This window comes from Streptomyces sp. NL15-2K (assembly GCF_030551255.1).
Taxonomy (GTDB): domain Bacteria; phylum Actinomycetota; class Actinomycetes; order Streptomycetales; family Streptomycetaceae; genus Streptomyces.
In genome coordinates this window covers 4808738-4822432 of record NZ_CP130630.1, presented here as the reverse complement: position 1 = coordinate 4822432, position 13695 = coordinate 4808738, and the positions used below count along the sequence as shown (strand labels likewise).

Sequence of the window (13695 nt, the reverse complement as noted above, 5' to 3'; positions counted from 1 at the left end):
ACGTGGGGTGCCCTTCTTGTGGAGGGTGCCCCACGTTTGCTTTGTCTCGTCCGGTGCGGCCTCTGTCAGAAGCGCGGCGGTAGCTTTGGCCTTGAGCGGTCCGGGACGTTCTTGTAATCCGGAGGCGTCGCCGGGGGGTTGGTCTCCAGAAGGTCCAGCGCCAGATGTACCGCGTCGGCCAGCTGTGCGTGCCGGCCCTCCGCCCAGTCCAGGGGGGTGCGCAGGATTTCCAGGTCGGGGATGACGCCGTGGTTCTCCACGGTCCAGCCGTACGCGTCGAACCAGGCCGCGTTCATCGGCACCGTGATCACCGTGCCGTCGCCGAGTTGGTGGCGGCCGGTCATGCCGACCACTCCGCCCCAAGTCCGCTGACCGACCACGGGGCCGAGTTTCAGCAGCTTGAAGGCGGCCGTGATCATGTCGCCGTCCGAGGAGGTCGCCTCGTCGGCCAGCGCGACCACCGGGCCGCGCGGCGCGCTGGAGGCGTACGACACCGGCTGGGCGTCGCGGGTCAGGTCCCAGCCCAGGATCGTGCGGGTCAGCTTCTCCACCACCAACTCGCTGATGTGGCCGCCCGCGTTGCCCCGCACGTCCACGATCAGCGCGGGCCGGGACACCTCCATGCGCAGGTCCCGGTTGAACTGCGCCCAGCCCGAGCCGCCCATGTCGGGGATGTGCAGATAGCCGCACCGGCCGCCGCTCAACTCCCGTACGACGGCCCGTCGTTTGGCCACCCAGTCCTGGTAGCGCAGGGGGCGCTCGTCGACCAACGGGACGACCGCCACCCGGCGCGCCCCTCCCTCCCCGTCCGCCGGGGTGAACGTCAGCTCCACCGTCGTACCGCCCGCCCCCGCCAGCAGCGGATACGGGCCCGTCGCCGGATCCACCGGCCGGCCGTCGACGTGGGTGAGCACCGACCCCTCCCGGATGCCCGTGCCCGCCAGCGGCGAGCGGGCCTTGGAGTCGGAGGACTCGCCGGGCAGGATCCGTCGGACCACCCAACCCTCCTCGCGGTGGACGAAGTTGGCGCCGAGCAGGCCCTGCCGGCGCTGGTAGTGCGGCGGGCCCTCGTTGCGGCGGGCGGCGGCGACGTACGCGTGCGAGGTGCCCAGTTCGCCGAGCACCTCGCGCAGCAGGTCCGCGAACTCGTCCGGGGACGCGACCCGTTCGACCAGCGGGCGGTACTGGTCGAGCACCGCGTCCCAGTCGATGCCGCACATCCCCGGCTCCCAGAAGTACGCCCGGATGAGCCGGCCGGCCTCCTCGTACGCCTGACGCCACTCGGCGGCCGGGTCGGCCTGGTGGAGGATGCGGCGCAGGTCGATCCAGACCGTCGTGTCGAGGTCGCCCAGTTCGTTGGACGGCACCGCGCGCAGGTCGCCCTCGTCCACGACCACCAGCCGCGTACCGTCGCCGCTGACCGCGAACCAGTCCAGGTGCTCGACGAGTTCGGCCTTCTTCGCCTTGCTGATGTTGAAGTGTTCGAGGGTCGGCCGGCCGCTGGTGTCGTCCGGGTTCACGAACGTCTCGCCGAGCGCGCCCGAGATCGGCCAGCGCAGCCAGACCAGCCCACCGCCCGCGACGGGGAACAGCGCCGAGTACTTGGAGGCGGCGACGGGGAAGGGCGTCACGCGGCTGGCCAGGCCCTCCACCTCGACGGTCACCGTGCCGTCGCCGCCCTCGTCCTCCTCCACCGGGTCCAGGCCCCCGGCGGCCGGGCGGCCCTCCGGGTTCAGTGCGAAGGGGGAGGGGGTGGCGGAGGAGAGCGGCACCAGGTAGGGGCGGCAGCCGAGCGGGAAGGACAGATCCCCTGTGTGCACGTCGTACACCGGGTCGAAGCCGCGCCACGACAGGAACGCCAGATAGCGGCCGTCCCTCGTGAACACCGGGTTCTCGTCCTCGAAGCGGCCGTTCGTCACGTCGACGATCAACCGGTCCTTCATCCGCGCCATCTTGATCTGCCTGAGCGACCTGCCGATCCCCGGATGCGACCACGTCAGCCACGCCCCGTCCGGCGAGAAGGCGAGGTCGCGCACCGGCCCGTTGATCGAGCGGATCAGCTCGGTGACGTCGCCCTGGGACTCCTCCGTCGCGTCGATGAGCAGCAGCCGTCCGTCGTGCGAGGCGATGGCCAGCCGTTCGCCCTCCGCATCGGAGACCAGCTCAAGTACCCGCCCCAGCTCGCCCGAGGCCGGCCGCCGAGGAGCGCGGTCGCCCGTCGCCCGGGGCAGATGGGCGATCTCGATCGCGTCCTCGCCCTCCGCGTCCGTGACGTAGGCGACCTGGCTGCCGGAGCCGAGCATCTCCGGGAGCCGGACCCGTACACCGGGCGTGTCGGTGATGGTGCGGGCGGGGCCGTCGCGGTGGGTGAGCCAGTACAGGCTGCCGCGTACGACGACGGCGCTCGCGCGGCCCGTCTCGTCGACCGAGAGACCGTCGACGTGCTGGGTCGCCGAGACCTGGTACGTACGGCGGCCCGCGCGCGGCCCGCCGATCCGTACGTCGAGCCGGCGCGGGACCGAGTCCGCGGCGAGGTCGTCGACGATCCACAGGTCGCCCGCGCACTGGTACACCACCCGCGTGCCGTCACTGGAGGCGTGCCGGGCGTAGAAGGCGTCGTGGTCGGTGTGGCGGCGCAGGTCGGAGCCGTCGTAGGCGCACGAGTAGAGGTTGCCGACGCCCTCGTGGTCGGAGAGGAAAGCGATGCGGCCGCCGACGAACATCGGGGAGTGCAGGTGCCCCGGGAGGTCGGCGAGCAGGCGTTCCCCGTGCAGCCACAGGCGGCCCATGGCGCCGCCCCGGTAGCGCTTCCAGGCGGCCGGTTCGTGCGGCGGGGTGCCGGTCAGCAGCAGGGTCTTGTGCTGCCCGTCGAGGTCGGCGACCTGGATGTCGGAGACCGGGCCCCAGGGGAGCTTGCGGCCGGGGTCGCCGTCGGGGTGCACCTTGTAGGCCCAGGTGAAGTACGAGAAGGGCTCGCCGTGGGAGGCGACGGCGAGGATGTCGCCCTCCGGGGTCCAGCCGCAGACCTGCGTGTCGGGCGAGCCCCAGTACGTGAGCTGCCGGCCCGGCCCCCCGTCCACCGGCACCAGGTGGATCTCCGGGACCAGGCTGCGCCAGCTCGTGTACGCGAGGTGGCGGCCGTCGGGCGAGAAGCGGGGGTGGCCGGTCTTGGTGCGGTCGACGGTGAGCCGCCAGGCGCGGCCCGGGCCGTCGAGGGGGGCCAGCCAGAGGTCGTCCTCGGCGACGAAGCACAGCAGTTCGCCGTTCAGATGCGGCAGACGCAGATAGCTCACCTCCCCCATGCTTCGCCGGAGGGATGGATCTGGTCAACTTGTGAAAAATCGGCGCACCGGTCGGCGGCTGGAAACCGCGTAAACCGTGGCCGGAAAACCGTGACCGGAAACTGACGTGATCCGGGACACGAACGAAACAGTTTCGTTTCGCACGAGGCTGCGCTACATTCTTCACGTAGCTTCAAGTACGAAACCGTGTTGTCCGGAGTGGGAAGGTGAGCGGAATGACTGAGGTCGCAACGGCGCGTCGCAGCCGGATCACCCCCGAGCGCGAGGCCGAGTTGTACCTGGCCGTGCTCGACCTGCTCCGCGAGGTCGGCTACGACGCCCTCACCATGGACGCCGTGGCCGCCCGCACACGGTCCAGCAAGGCCACGCTCTACCGGCAGTGGGGCGGCAAGGCCGAGCTGGTGGTCAAGGCGCTCCGGCATGACAAGCCGGTTCCGGCCGACGAGGTCGACACCGGCTCACTCCGGGGCGACATGCGCACCCTGGCGCTGCGCGAGGACGACTGCACCATGGAACAGAACACCGCGCTGATGCGCGGCGTGGCCATGGCGATGCACAACCACCCGGATCTGCGCCGTGCGTTCCAGGAGCACTTGATCGAACCGGAGATGGGCGCGTTCCGGCGTGTCCTGCAGCGCGCCGTCGACCGGGGCGAGGTCCGTGCGGACTGCCCGGCACTGGACTACCTGCTCCCCATGCTGATCGGGGGGTTCGCCAGTCGCGCGCTCCTCGAAGACCAGCCGCCGACGCAGGCCTGGCTCATCTCGTACCTCGACGCCGTGGTCCTCCCCGCCCTCGGCGTACCCACTGCCTGAGTCCTCCCCAGCACTCCGCAGCACCTGACAGCACTCCGCAGCACCTGACGCGCCCGCTCACGTCGTCGGGCTGATCATCCCTGCCCTGAAAGACCCACGACCTGACCGGGAGTTCGCCTTCGTGGCCACGTTCCTCTACAAACTCGGCCGGCTCGCCTTCAGGCGACGGCATTTCGTCGCCCTGATATGGGTGGCCCTGCTGACGCTCGCGGGTGTCGGCGCGGCCTCCGCGCCCGCCCCGGGTGCCACCTCCTTCTCGATCCCCGGCACCGAGGCGCAGAAGGCCTTCGACCTGCTGGAGCAGCGTTTCCCCGGCGGCAGCGCCGACGGAGCGACCGGACGCATCGTCTTCAAGGCGCCCGAGGGCGAGAAGATGACGGACGCCGACAACAAGGCGACCGTCGCGAAGACCGTCAAGGAACTGGGCGACGGCTCCGAAGTCGTCTCCGTCACCGACCCGTTCACGACGAACGCCGTGAGCAAGGACGGCACGGTCGCCTACACCTCGGTGAAGTACGACGCCCCCGGCATGGAGCTGAAGGACGCGACCCGGGACGCCCTCGAGACGGCCGCGGACGAGGCCCGGGCCACCGGGCTGACCGTCGACGTCGGAGGTGACGCCCTGCAGGCCGCCGCCGAGGCGGGGGCCATCGGTGAGGTCATCGGCCTCGCCATCGCCGCGGTCGTCCTCGTCCTCACCCTGGGCTCGCTGGTCGCGGCCGGACTGCCACTGCTGACGGCGATCATCGGCGTCGGTATCGGCGTCTCGACCATCACCGCCCTCGCCAACGTGCTCGACCTCGGCGACACCACCTCCACGCTCGCGTTGATGATCGGCCTCGCGGTCGGCATCGACTACGCGCTGTTCATCGTCTCGCGCTACCGGGGCGAGCTGGCCGACGGCCGCGACCGCGAGGAGGCGGCGGGCCGGGCCACCGGCACTGCGGGCTCGGCGGTGGTCTTCGCGGGTCTCACCGTCGTGATCGCACTCGCGGGCCTCTCGGTCGTCGGTGTTCCGATGCTGACCAAGATGGGACTCGCGGCGGCGGGCACGGTCGTGGTCTCCGTCCTCATCGCACTGACCCTCATCCCGGCGCTGCTCGGGTACGCGGGCAAGAAGGTCCGGCCGGCGGGGGAGAAGCGCAAGCGGCGTGGCGGCGACACGTCCGAGGCGCCCGAGAAGGCCGCGGCGCCCGAAAAGTCCGCGGCGCAGGCCAAGCCGGGCCTGGGCGTTCGCTGGGCGAGCTTCGTCATCCGCCGTCCGGCCGCCGTGCTGCTGCTCGGCGTGGTCGGTCTGGGCGCGATCGCCGTCCCGGCCGCCCAGCTGGAGCTGGGCCTGCCCGACGACGGCTCACAGCCGACGTCCACGACGCAGCGTCGGGCGTACGACCTGCTGTCGGAGGGCTTCGGCCCCGGCTTCAACGGCCCCCTGATGATCGTGGTCGACGCCAAGAACAGCGACGACCCGAAGGCGGCGGCCACCACGGTGACCGACGGGATCAAGGGCCTCAAGGACGTCGTGACGGTCACCCCGGCCGCCTTCAACAAGGCCGGCGACACCGCGACGATCACCGTGATCCCCGACTCCAAGCCGTCCTCGACGCAGACCGAGGACCTGGTGCACGCCATCCGTGACAAGGGCGCCGACGTCAAGGCCGACACGGGCGCGAAGGTCCTGGTCACCGGCACCACCGCGATGAACATCGACTTCTCGCAGAAGCTCACCGACGCGCTGGTCCCGTATCTGGCCCTGGTGGTGGGCCTGGCCTTCCTCCTCCTCATCGTGGTCTTCCGCTCGATCCTCGTCCCGCTGAAGGCGGCCCTCGGCTTCCTGCTCAGCGTGCTCGCCGCGCTCGGTGCCGTGGTCGCGGTCTTCCAGTGGGGCTGGCTCGCCGGCCTGATCGGCGTGGAGGAGACCGGCCCGATCATGTCGATGATGCCGATCTTCATGGTGGGCGTGGTCTTCGGTCTGGCGATGGACTACGAGGTGTTCCTCGTGACCCGCATGCGGGAGGCGTACGTCCACGGCGAGTCGCCGAGCCAGGCCATCGTGACCGGCTTCCAGCACAGTGGCCGGGTCGTGGCCGCCGCCGCGGTCATCATGATGGCCGTCTTCGGCGGCTTCATCAGCTCCAGCGAGTCGATGATCAAGATGATCGGCTTCGGCCTCGCGATCGCCGTCTTCTTCGACGCGTTCGTGGTCCGCATGGTGATCGTCCCGGCGGTGCTCGCGCTGCTCGGCAAGAAGGCCTGGTGGCTGCCGAAGTGGCTGGACCGCGCCCTGCCGAACGTCGACGTCGAGGGCGAGGGTCTGCGTACCCTGGACGACTCGGAGAAGGCCGGCGACGCGGATCCCGACGAGAAGAAGGAACTGGTCAGCGCCTGACGCGACAGCTCCGGCAGGACCAGCCGGTGAGGGCCCCGTGGGGACGGGGAGCCCTCACCGGCTTTCCTCGTTCGCGCTTCTCATGCCGGGCCCAGGGGGGTGTCGAGGAGGGTGGTCAGGGTGCGCTTGAAGTCCTCGGTGCGCGGGTCGTCCAGCCCGCCCAGCGGGGTGAGGAGCTGGTCGAGCAGCACCTGTACGGCATCGATGGCGGGCCGCACGGAGGCATGCCCCTCGTCGGTGAGGGCCAGCCGCACGACACGGGTGTCATGGCCGTCGCGGGTCCGCCGCACGAGCCCCGCCGACTCCAGCGACCGGGCGAGCTTCGACACGTACAGGGCCTCCAGCCCCGTGTAGTCGGCGAGCTCCCGCTGACTCGGCCGCCGCCCCGCCCGCTCCATCCCGCTCAGGGAGGCCAGCAGGACGTACTGGGCGTGGGTCAGGTTCAGCGGGGCGAGGGCCTGGTCGACGGCGGTACGCCACTTGTTGGCGAGGCGCCAGACGAGGTAGCCGGGGGTGGGGGAGGGGGCCTTCGGTGCGTCGCTCACCGTGGATACGGTACATGGCTACCTTATGGCTGCCTTATCGAAGGTCAGGACTTGTCGAGCGCCCGAGATAGGTGACCTCCGTCGAGTCGGCGTCCGGCACCTCGATCTCGTGGAAGCCGAGGCGGTCGTAGAAGGACCGGGCGGGGGTGTTGGCGGTGAGCATGGAGAGGTGCACGGCCGGTACGCCCTTCTCGCGCAGGGCGTCGAGGAAGGTCTCGATCAGGGCCCGCCCGTATCCACGCCCCTGCCACTCGGGGAGCAGGTCGATGTGGAGATGGGCGGGGTAGGCGGCGACCTCCGGCACGAGCATGCGTTCGGGGTGGTGGAGCAGAGGGACGATCTCGTCGTCGGGGGTGCGGGCCGGGGTGGTCGGCTCGGGGTACCGCTCGGCGACCAGCGGCAGCCACTTCGCCCGGTAGTCCTCGACGAAACGGGGCGTGTCCGCGGTGCCGAGGATGTAGCCGACGGCATGTCCGCGGCCGTCGTCCAGCACGAAGGCCAGGTCCGGTTCCAGGTGGACGTACGGCGCCGCGAAGATCACCGGGAAGATGCCGGGATCGGCGTAGTGGGGGCGGCTGTCCTGGCCGACGTGGGCGGTGCGGACGCAGATGTCGTCGAGGGCGGGGCGGTCGGTGGGGGCATAGGGGCGTATCGCGGGTGCGGGTTTGGACGCGGGTGCCGAAGTCATCGTCGTACGGTGCTTGGTGGGGAGCGCTCTCGCAACCCAGTTCACTCCGGCCGACAATGGTTCGAGACCCGCCACAACCCGGTCGCCTGCCCCGTACACACACCGCTAGCGTGCCGTCCATGACGACCACCGCCACTGACACCGAAGACTCCGGAGCCCATCCCCGTTTCGCCGAAGCCCTGCGCGAGCTGGGGCTTGAGGGCCTGGAGGTCCGCCGCTTCCCGGACGCCACCCGTACCGCCGCCGAGGCCGCCGCGGCGATCGGGTGCGAGTTGAGCCAGATCTGCAAGTCGTTGATCTTCGCAGCGGACGGGGTACCCGTGCTGGTGCTCATGGACGGAGCGTCCCGCGTCGACGTCGAGCTCGTCCGACAGGAGCTCGGCGCCGAGAAGGTCACGCGGGCCAAGGCCGATGTCGTACGGGAGACGACCGGGTACGCCATCGGCGGCGTGCCGCCCTTCGGGCACCGGAACAGGACCCGCGTCCTCGCCGACCGGTCGCTGCTCGACCACGACGTCGTGTGGGCCGCCGCCGGCAATCCACACGCCGTCTTCCCCATGGAGCCCAAGGACCTTGTCGCTCACGCCGGCGCCACACTGGTGGACGTGCGCGAGCGCACCGCGTGACCCCGCTGGTCACCGCGGCCGTGCTGGTGGCCGCCGTCACCCACGCCAGCTGGAACGCGATCGCCCACCAGATCACCGACAAGCTGGTCGGGTTCACGCTGATCGCGGGCGGCGGGATGCTGATCGGGCTGGCCATGGTGCCGTTCGTGCCGTTCCCGGCGGCGGGGGCATGGCCGTATCTGATCGCCTCGGCCGTCATCCACGTCGGGTACTACATCCTGCTGATGAAGTCCTTCCGGCTGGGCGACTTCGGGCAGGCGTATCCGATCGCCCGCGGCACCGCACCCCTGGTGGTGACGCTGCTCGCCGCGGTCTTCGCGCACGAGGTCCCGGACGGCTGGGCGGCCGCCGGCATCGCCCTGTCCTGCGCGGGGCTGACCGGCGTCGCCCTGTGGGGCCTGCGCGGGCACCGGCCCAACTGGGCCGCGATCGGGGCCGCGTTGACCACCGGCCTGGCCATCGCGGCGTACACCGTCGTCGACGGGCTCGGCGTGCGGGCCTCCGGGTCCTCCCTCGGGTACATCGCCTGGCTGATGGCCGTGCAGGGGGGCGCGGTTCCGGCGTACGCCCTCACTCGCCGGCGCGGTGAACTCCTCACCGTCCTACGACCGTTCGCCGCAGTCGGCCTGCTGGGCGCCGCGCTGTCCGTGTCGGCGTACGGCCTCGTCCTGTGGGCCCAGACGAAGGCCGAGCTGGCACCGATCGCCGCTCTGCGGGAGTCGTCAGTCAACCTCGGTTCATGCGGTAATAACTTGGCTGGCCAAGGGGCTGGGTGAGGGCATCCTGTACACCCAGGCGGCCAGTAGGTGCAGCAAGCACCGTAGCGGGAGTCGCGGATGCCTCTGCCGGGCCTTGAAGGCTCGTCGGACCGCACTCGGAAGTGGGCTTTCGCTGCGCTACTCAGCGACTTCTGATTACTGGTTCCAATACTGCCGAGGAGGATTCCTGGCTCCTTCGAGCGCAACTACCACACTTCCTGCTGCGAAAGCAGAAACCCAACCAGTCAACATGTACCTGCCCTTACGTTCCTTCCATGCGCAATGGGGAGCCACGTCGCATAGGACGTATGAAATTTCGTTCCAGCTGGGACCAATCCCGATACTTTTCGGAAAAGGCGTTCCATTTTTGAGCGGATTATGTGCCAATACCCCTGTTACCCGTAGCTGCTCCTCGCCGGAAGATGTAACCTCTCTTGAGGTTATATAGCCTGCGATTTCAAGTTCGATGGCTGGGTCGATGCGTCCATGGGCGAAGTTGACTCCATGGTCCCATGAAACTCGACTCTCCATCCAGCTCCCAAAAGTGTCAGTGATATGTTGAAAGCGCGTCGTGTCGAGTGGTAGCTGCTGCATGACGAAGGACAAGTCGCAGTTGTCAACTTCGCCCTCGTCATGTATATCGACTGAGAGGCTCCAGAACTCGTCGCCACTTGATCCGTAACAGTGCAGAGTTGCGCGTTGACCCTCGTATCCGTTCTCGGACGACAAAAGATCAGTCAATGAGGGGCGACCGATTCCATGCAATGCTTTAGGTCGCTTAGATAGCGTCCATCGGAAAGCTCCATCACACTTTCCGTTTTCGTGAAGGTCGATCAGGAGCTGCCGCAAGGACGCCAACGACCGAATGGCGGGAAACAGGTCAACAACGGCAACGCCGCGCCTCTCCAATTCATCGAGGGGAATGTGTAGATGGCCGAACACGGGGCTTTTGAAGTCAGTACTATTGGCGACCCATGGAATTGGTCCGCCGTTAACGCTCATCAACTGAGAGTGATCATCTTCAGGTTCCTGCCAGCGGGAGTAGGCGCGGGTTAAAACTGAGTCGTGGAACCAAACCTCGGCCATCCGGACTAGCCGCTGATGTTTCGTGTGCAGAATCCACCGAAGCTTTACGGGGTCTTCGATGGCAGCTTCAATGTCGTTTCGATCCATCAGGATGATCGCTCGATCTCCTCTTTTGCGAACGACCTCTTCAAGGCATGTAGAGCTGAATCCGGACATGCTGACGATTACGCCGACGACAGATGGAGATGTCCGGCGAAGGCGTGCCTCTACCGCGTCGACCACGTCAATCGATACGGGCTTGCTTTCCCATTTCGCTTCGATGAGGTACGTTTGTCCTCCATAGGAGGCGACAAGATCAGTCTGCCTCGGTGGGGAAATCGAGGAATCTCGCTCTGCTCGGAGTCCAGCTATGCGCAGGAGGCGCAACAGGAAACGCTCGAATTCAATTCCGCGACGCTGTGGGGTTTTTCCGTTCTCCAGTGATCGGAACTCGTCAAACGGAGTGATTCTCACGTGTCAAGTCTCCTGATTCGGTGCAATGGAAGAGGTCGTCGTATAGAAGCTTTGGATTATTTCCAGGCCTCAGCGTCGAGAATTCCACTTTCCTGCAAGAATGCCTGGGCAGAGGTGTCGAGCTAATCGGCACTCTAGATTCAAGGTGTGCGCGGTGGCGCTACACCGGAACCCGCTTCCCGCCGGAAGCATGGACCCGGACCGTGGGCAGTCAGTTCAGAACGGAAGTTCGGGCCCGGCTGCCCCCCGCTTGATGGTCATGATCTGTTCGTGGAAGTCGCGTGTGGCGGCTTCGCGCGGGTAGCGGGACCGGAGTTCCTTATCCAACTCGTCGGCGACTAAAAGCAGAGACGGGAGGGACTTGCGGTCGGCTTCGAGGGCCTTGGTTCCCATGCCGATGGCTTCTTCGATCTCGCCCGTGCGGGCGGCGGCGACTCCGAGAGTGAGGCGTGCCTCTGCGGCGCGCATAGGTGAGATCTCGGTTCCGCCGGGGCCGGTGCTGATGCGGATCACTGATCGGGCGTGGGCGGCGGAGCGTTCGTCGTCTCCGAGTAGACGATAGGCGTCCATCTCGTAGAAGTCCCACTTGTCCGGGTCAATGATGAAGTGGTGTTCCGGGTGGTCCGGGCGGGGTAGCCGGTCCAGGCGTGCGCGTCCGGCATCCAGTGAGTCACGGACCAGTCGGGCGTCTCCCATGCGGGCGGCGGCGCGTGCCTTGTGCGCGTACAACTGCACGCCGACGGAATGCGTCTGGTCCGAGGCGTGCCCGGCCTCGACGGCGTCGAGCATGTCTTGCCAACGGCTCTGGGTGAGAGCGAACCACGCCTCTATCTCCCACGCCCAAGCCTTGATCTCGCCGTGTCCGGCCTCCTCGCCTATGCGGAGTGCAGCGGCCTTACTGAGGTTCGCGGCCTCGCGCTGGCCACGGTCGTACTGGACACACGCGTTCAGCAGGAACAGCCATCCGGTATCGACGAGTAGTTCCCGGTGCTGTCGAAGGGTCATCCGGCCTTCGAGTTGCTTGGTGACGTATTGCAAGCCGTTCCGGGTGCGCTCGTGAAGGTAGTCGGCATCGGCGTACGGGTACGCGCGGGCCAGTTGGTCAATGCCCTGCTCGATCGACTCCAGGGCGGCGCTGTTGATGCTGGACATCTCCGTCCGCCGTAGCATCTCGGCGATGTCCCACAATCCGGCGCCACCTTGTGCGATCAAGGCGCTGGGGTCGTCAAGCCTGGATGGGGTGGCCGGTCGTTCCAACTCCCACGGGCGTGGGGCGACACCTGCGAGATGACCAGGGATGCGCAGTCCATCGACGACTTCGAGGATCTTGTGGAACTGGGTGATCCGTGGGCGAACGCCCTTGCCGTCGGTCTCGGGCCGGGCCATCTTGCCGATGTGCTCGCGCTTGTAGCCGATGGCCTCGGAGATCTTGGCGTAGCTGATGTGGCCGTGGATCTTGGCCAGTCTGAAGACTTCACCGAAGTCGTGGTTGGCGATCGCCGACCGCACGTCCGCGCGTTCCAGCACGTGCGGAGGCAGAGCTGCCGGTGTCGGTGCAGCTTCGGTCATCTCACTTCCCCATTGTGATTGACCTGACGTCTCTTGTTGGTTGATCTTCTCTTTCGATCTTCGCTTCACGGTCTGTCTCGCGAGTGTACCCATGAGGGGGGTCCCCAAGAGGGGGGAGCGGCAGCCGGGGCAGGGGGTGCACTCTCGTCACCCTGCCGGGAGGGCCTCGGCAGACGTGAGCTGAGACGGGACCATGTCATGGACGCGAGAAATGCGCGGCGGCATGAACACGTAGCGCAGGAACTGGAGGCGTACGCTCACTGGTTCGCGGTGCCGGATCCGTCATCCGACGGGCGCTTCCTGGCTCTGACGCTGTTCGCCGAGTGCGGGGACGCGGCACGCATCGCGCGGGACACGGTGGCCGTGTTCCTGCGCGGGGTGATTGTGGGTGAGGTCGTGTCTGACGCCCGGCTGGCCGTCTCGGAACTGGTCGGGAATGTGGTGAACCATGTGGTGCCGGAGCGTCATCTGGCCCGTCCCGGCGGCTGTCGGCGTATCGATGTGACCTTCAAGCTCTATCCGAGGTGGCTCTTCATCGGCGTCGCGGATGAGGACTCGACACCCCCTCTGCTTCCCATGGGCGACGCGCTCTGCCCGGAGTTGACGGGGGAGCTGATGGAAGCTGTCTTACCCGACAGCGGCCGTGGATTGATGATCACTCAGCGGGTGGGGGCGGCGGTCTGGTGGACGCCGAAGGAGGGCGGAGGCAAGACGGTCTGGTGCCGCTTCGATCTGGACGGCGAAGGCAAGCACAGACCGCACTGATGATCTCCGGGCCGTCGCTTCCTCGTGTCTTTCGCGACGGTAGCGGGCGGCTGCCCGGGGCTGGAGGGTGATTCCTCCGGCGAACGGGGCGTGGCCTCCTGGGACGATCCGCCGAGCTCCCCACTCGGCCTCAGGAGGCCCGCTTCGACAACCGAACACCGGACCGGGCCACCCCTAGCCCTGGAAAGCACAAGGGTGGCCCGGCTGGGGAACGCGAAGATCCCCGGTGCCTGATGGTACCGGGGCCGTTGTGCTGTGCATCTGCCCTGGGCCAAAGAGAGTTGATGACCCGTTATCTAGATCAGGGCAGAGGTGGGCAAGGTGACTGGCGCGGATGAGGGCTGGCTGAGCAATGGCCTCGATGATGTCGCGGGCGCGGACTTCGGTCTGTGGGTGCCGGATGTCGACTACATGGCGGGCTGGCGCGAGGCGCGGGAGTCCGCAGACCGGCTGAATCGGGCGTTCCTCGGTGCCGGGTTCGGGCTGTCCGAGTTACGGGCTGTCGCCTCGACGAACGAGGGCGGGCGCGGGGTCGTGCGGCTGGCGGGCTGGCCGGACGCTGTTGACCGGCTCGCCGGGCTCCTGGAGGCGCTCGCCGATGGCGACGGCGGTGCGGTGTGAGGGGCCTTTTCGCTGGTGAGCGGCGCGCGTGGGCACGTCGCCGGCCGCAGAGACTTTGGGCGGTAGCTGCCATGGGGCGAG

Annotated in this window: 11 protein-coding genes; 6 read left to right on the top strand and 5 right to left on the bottom strand. The window is 67.9% G+C overall.

Annotation, left to right across the window (positions count from 1 at the left end; all coding sequences use genetic code 11):
* Positions 1-65 precede the first annotated feature (65 nt).
* Positions 66-3293, bottom strand: a complete 3228-nt coding sequence (locus Q4V64_RS21385; RefSeq protein WP_124441521.1) for a S41 family peptidase — start codon at positions 3291-3293, stop codon at positions 66-68.
* Between the two features lie 224 nt (positions 3294-3517).
* Between Q4V64_RS21385 and Q4V64_RS21380 the strand changes: the two genes are divergently transcribed.
* Positions 3518-4117 carry a TetR/AcrR family transcriptional regulator gene (locus tag Q4V64_RS21380; protein WP_124441522.1) on the top strand — a complete coding sequence of 200 codons (600 nt, stop codon included), beginning with the start codon at positions 3518-3520 and terminating at the stop codon, positions 4115-4117.
* Positions 4118-4238: 121 nt separating this feature from the next.
* Complete coding sequence (locus Q4V64_RS21375; RefSeq protein WP_124441523.1) at positions 4239-6503, top strand: MMPL family transporter; 2265 nt, start codon at positions 4239-4241, stop codon at positions 6501-6503.
* Between the two features lie 80 nt (positions 6504-6583).
* On the opposite strand, the gene Q4V64_RS21370 is transcribed toward Q4V64_RS21375, so the two are convergent.
* Together Q4V64_RS21370 and Q4V64_RS21365 are read right to left on the bottom strand one after the other, a co-directional pair.
* Positions 6584-7048 carry a MarR family transcriptional regulator gene (locus tag Q4V64_RS21370; protein ID WP_124441524.1) on the bottom strand — a complete coding sequence of 155 codons (465 nt, stop codon included), beginning with the start codon at positions 7046-7048 and terminating at the stop codon, positions 6584-6586.
* Positions 7049-7082: 34 nt separating this feature from the next.
* Positions 7083-7736 carry a GNAT family N-acetyltransferase gene (locus Q4V64_RS21365; protein ID WP_124441525.1) on the bottom strand — a complete coding sequence of 218 codons (654 nt, stop codon included), beginning with the start codon at positions 7734-7736 and terminating at the stop codon, positions 7083-7085.
* Positions 7737-7855: 119 nt separating this feature from the next.
* Between Q4V64_RS21365 and Q4V64_RS21360 the strand changes: the two genes are divergently transcribed.
* Both Q4V64_RS21360 and Q4V64_RS21355 read left to right on the top strand, forming a co-directional pair.
* Positions 7856-8362 (top strand): YbaK/EbsC family protein, encoded by a 507-nt coding sequence (locus Q4V64_RS21360; RefSeq protein ID WP_124441526.1) that lies wholly within the window; start codon positions 7856-7858, stop codon positions 8360-8362.
* Entirely contained in the window at positions 8359-9138 is a 780-nt protein-coding gene (locus tag Q4V64_RS21355) for a DMT family transporter (protein ID WP_124441527.1), read from the top strand. The genes Q4V64_RS21360 and Q4V64_RS21355 overlap by 4 nt, the downstream gene beginning before the upstream one ends.
* 138 nt (positions 9139-9276) lie before the next feature.
* Here the strand turns inward: Q4V64_RS21355 and Q4V64_RS21350 are convergent, their stop codons facing one another.
* Both Q4V64_RS21350 and Q4V64_RS21345 read right to left on the bottom strand, forming a co-directional pair.
* Positions 9277-10659 carry a restriction endonuclease gene (locus tag Q4V64_RS21350; protein ID WP_124441528.1) on the bottom strand — a complete coding sequence of 461 codons (1383 nt, stop codon included), beginning with the start codon at positions 10657-10659 and terminating at the stop codon, positions 9277-9279.
* A gap of 216 nt (positions 10660-10875) precedes the next feature.
* Positions 10876-12321: a tetratricopeptide repeat protein gene (locus Q4V64_RS21345; RefSeq protein WP_253267095.1), complete on the bottom strand. Its 1446-nt coding sequence runs from the start codon at positions 12319-12321 to the stop codon at positions 10876-10878.
* A gap of 105 nt (positions 12322-12426) precedes the next feature.
* On the opposite strand from Q4V64_RS21345, the gene Q4V64_RS21340 reads away from it, so the two are divergent.
* Together Q4V64_RS21340 and Q4V64_RS21335 are read left to right on the top strand one after the other, a co-directional pair.
* Complete coding sequence (locus Q4V64_RS21340) at positions 12427-12993, top strand: ATP-binding protein (RefSeq protein WP_124441529.1); 567 nt, start codon at positions 12427-12429, stop codon at positions 12991-12993.
* Positions 12994-13314: 321 nt separating this feature from the next.
* The gene (locus Q4V64_RS21335) at positions 13315-13614 is read left to right on the top strand and encodes a hypothetical protein (protein WP_124441530.1); all 300 of its coding nucleotides are present in this window, start codon (positions 13315-13317) and stop codon (positions 13612-13614) included.
* The last annotated feature ends 81 nt before the right edge of the window (positions 13615-13695 follow it).